Annotated in this window: 1 protein-coding gene and 1 pseudogene; both read left to right on the top strand. The window is 82.5% G+C overall.

All coding sequences use genetic code 11. From position 1 onward, the window contains the following. Nucleotides 1-711, top strand: a pseudogene (locus G6556_RS18690) (hypothetical protein); the annotation flags it as partial. After that, on the top strand, nucleotides 708-1,716 hold a 1,009-nt coding region (locus G6556_RS18685), incomplete at its 3' end, for an RDD family protein (RefSeq protein ID WP_166944636.1). The pseudogene G6556_RS18690 and the gene G6556_RS18685, both read left to right, overlap by 4 nt.

Genomic DNA, 1,716 nt, shown 5'->3' with positions numbered 1-1,716 from the left:
CCGCCGGTGGACCCGCCGGCGGACGACACCGACCAGCCGCAGACCCAGGACGGCGACGACGACTCGGTCCTGGCGATCTGGCAGCGCGTGGCGCTGGCGGTCGCGGCGGGCTCGGGCCTGCTGCTCGTGCTGCTCGCGCCGTTCCTCGTGATCGCCGCGCTCAAGGCCAGGCGCCGCCGTCGCCGGCGACGCGACCCCGTCCCGGTGAACCGGGTCGTCGGCGGCTGGCAGGAGGTGCTCGACCTCGCCACCGACCTGCGGCGGGACGTCGACCCGGTGGCCACCCGACGCGAGGGCGCGCGCTCGCTGGACCGGGCGTTCACCACGGCGCCCGAGCCGGCGGCGGACCGTCGCGGCAAGCGCGCCGCCCGGGTGCCGGACGGCCCGACCCCGGCGGGCGTCGAGGCCGGCGCGGCGGTGGTCGCGCTGGCGGACCGGGCCGACGCCGCGGTGTTCGGCGCGACGGCCCCCACCGTCGCCGACGCCCGCGAGTACTGGGCGGACGTCGACCGCACGCTCGCCTCGATGCGCGCGGCGACGCCCCGCAAGCAGCGGTGGCGCGGGCGGGTCGCGACCCGGTCGCTGCGCCGCTCGGAGCGGCGCCGGGCGGCGCTGGCCGCCGACCGGGCGCGTCGGAGCGTGCCGGACGGGCAGGAGAAGCGGGGACGCGGGGGACGACGGGCACGACGAGCGGACGGAGCGGACGGATGAGCAGCACCACCGGCGGCGTGGTCCCGCCCAGCGCACCCCCCGCGCCCGTCGGGCGCCGCGTGGCCGCGTACCTGGTGGACGCCGCGTTGACCTCCGTGGCCGCCGCGCCGCTCTGGCTCGCGTGGGCGCCGGCGTTCGCGGCGACGGTGCGCGCGGCGGCCGCCTCGGGCTCCGGCGCGGCCGTGCCCGAGCCCGCGGCGCCGTCCGGCGTCCTGCTCGCGGTCGGCGCCGTGCTCCTCGTCGGCTGGGGCGTCGCGCAGTGGGTGTGGAACGGCACCCGCGGCTGGACCGTCGGCCGCCGGCTGCTCGGCCTGCGCCTGGTGGACGTCCGGTCCGGGCGGCCGGTCGGCCTCGGGCGGGCGTTCGTCCGCGCGCTCGTCGTGGCGCTCGGCGCGCTCGCGTGCGGGGTCGGCCAGCTCGTGGTGCTGCTGTCGCCGCTGTTCGACTCCTCCGGTCGCCGGCGCGGCTGGCACGACCGGGTGGGCGAGGGCGTCGTGGTCGACGTCCGGGGGCTCGTGCCCGCCCGCCGCGTCGCCGACTGGGCCGACCGGCCGGCGCGCACCCGCGACACCGCGGACGACGGGCCCGCGTGGCCCGGGGTGCCGCACCCCGCCGCGCCGGGCGACGCGCGGGCCGCGGCCGACCGTCCCGCCGTCGACCCCACGCCGTCCGAGCCGACCCGGACCCGGTGGAGCGCGCTCGCCGCCGACCGCCGGCTCGACGCGCCCGGCCTGGTGCTGCCGCCGCTCGGCGCGCCCGGGCTCGGCCCGGATCTCGACACCCGGCAGATCCCCGTCGTCCGGGCGGCGGTCGTGCCCGCGCACCCGGGGGCGCCGGTGCCGCTCGCACCGGCGCCGGAGGCGACCGCCCCCGCGGCAGGCCCGGCGGCGCCCGCACCGCTGGCACCCGCGCCCGGGCCCGCCGCGCCGGCGGCGCCCGTCGCGCCCTGGCTCGCGGCCGCCGCCCCTGCACCGGGGCCGGCCCCGGCGCACGAGCCCGCGCCGG

The sequence above is a fragment of the Cellulomonas sp. IC4_254 genome (genome assembly GCF_011603975.1).
In the GTDB taxonomy this organism is placed as follows: Bacteria; Actinomycetota; Actinomycetes; order Actinomycetales; family Cellulomonadaceae; genus Cellulomonas.
Note: the sequence above shows the minus strand (reverse complement) of the source record. Positions and strands in the feature narration are given on the sequence as shown.